The sequence below is a fragment of the bacterium genome, assembly GCA_021372535.1.
Taxonomy (GTDB): domain Bacteria; phylum Latescibacterota; class Latescibacteria; order Latescibacterales; family Latescibacteraceae; genus JAFGMP01.
Genome location: JAJFUH010000221.1, coordinates 1 through 1,750 on the forward strand (window position 1 = coordinate 1; position 1,750 = coordinate 1,750).

Annotated in this window: 2 protein-coding genes; both read right to left on the reverse strand. The window is 53.1% G+C overall.

What is annotated here, in order from left to right:
* On the reverse strand, nt 1-704 hold a 704-nt coding region (locus tag LLG96_19280; protein ID MCE5252348.1), incomplete at its 3' end, for an aminoacetone oxidase family FAD-binding enzyme.
* Nucleotides 705-826: 122 nt separating this feature from the next.
* Nucleotides 827-1,750: RluA family pseudouridine synthase (locus LLG96_19285; GenBank protein MCE5252349.1), on the reverse strand; the 924-nt coding region annotated here is incomplete at its 5' end.

Sequence of the window (1,750 nt, forward strand, 5' to 3'; positions counted from 1 at the left end):
AGCATTTCCCCAAACCTTTCAACGCGTTTTTTTCCGACATGGGCGCTCAAACGCACGTTTTTCAGCGCAAGACCCTCTATTTCCTTCGGCCACTTCTCAGACGTGACGAGGGGGACAAGGCTCGCTCTCGGTTCATTTACCGTATGTCCGAGCTTTTCCGCAAACCGGTAGCCGTCGCCCGTGGAACCGCTCCGTTTCATCGAAAGACCGCCGGTCGTCACAACAACAGCCGTTGCATACAGATTTTTCCCCGGGCAGGCAACGCTGAATCCCGACTCATCCTTTTCGATGACTAAAACAGGCGCGGAAATCCTGAGCTCAGCTCCGGATGACCGGATTTCGCCGGTAAGGACATCGAGAATATCACGGGAGCGGTCGCTCAAAGGGAATACCCGCGAGCCGCGCTCCACCTTGAGCGGAACGCCGAGCGATTCAAACCATGCGATACTATCCTGTGGGGTAAAACGGTAGATGGACGGTTTCAAAAATCGGGCGGCCCGCGTATCGAATCCCTGAAGAAACGATTCGATCGTGCCGGCGTGGGTCAGATTGCATCTGCCGTTGCCGGTGGCAAGGAGTTTCCGTCCCGGGGATGGTCCGGCTTCGAGGAGAACGACACGAGCTCCGTTATACGCGGCCTCGATTGCCGTCATGAGTCCCGCCGGGCCTCCGCCGACAATACAGATGTCATAATGATGTTTCATACCTGTTTACACCCAAGGATTCACATTTATCTCAGAAATAATTTACAGAGTACGGTTTGAAAGAATTAAAAAAGTCAAAATCGTAAAATCAAAAAACGTACATGTGATTGTATTTTTAAACGCTATTCAGTTTCATAGGGGGGCTGCCACTCTTCAAGCTTCTCACGGAGCGCTGTCATGTCGGCGGGAAGGGGAGCTTCAAAAGCAAGCATCTTACCGGATATGGGATGATTGAATGCAAGCCTGCCCGCATGGAGCGCCTGACGGTCGATAAATTTAAGCAGAAATCGCGCCTTTTCGCGGATTTCAGGATCGAAGCCTTTGAGTCTCTTTTCACGGCCTCCGTAAACCGGATCGCCGAATACATGGTGTCCGATGCTTTCCATGTGAACGCGGATCTGATGAGTTCGTCCCGTGACCAGGGTGACTCTGAGCATGGTGAGAAAATCATACCGGGCGACTGTCTCATAACGGGTCACCGAAGGCCGGCCATCCTCGACAACAGCCTGGAGCAGGCGATTTCCGGGATGCCTGCCTATAGGGGCATCGACCGTACCCGACGCCGGTTCGGGATGACCCCAGACGAAAACAGTGTAAATACGCTGAATTGTGCGGTCATGCACCATACCCGACAGGATGCCGTGGGCTTCAGGTGTAAGAGCTGCAACGAGTAATCCCGATGTATTTTTATCCAGACGGTGTACGATTCCGGGTTTCAGGGGGTCCCCGACACCCGTGAGCGACCTGCACCTGAATAACAGTCCGGCCGCAAGCGTTCCCGTAACATTACCGCGCGCCGGGTGAACCACCATTCCCGGAGGTTTGTTGATAACGATTATATGCTCGTCCTCGTAAACGATGTCAAGCGGTATCTGTTCTGGAAGGAAATCAGGTTCTTCGACAGGAGGAACTGTTAATTCGATATGGTCACCAACCGCAACCGGCCAGGAAGGTTTCGATACTGCCGAGCCGTTCACCAGCACGTTTCCGTCCATGATAATGCCCTTGATCCGGGAACGTGACAATTCAATATGTCCTGCGAGGAA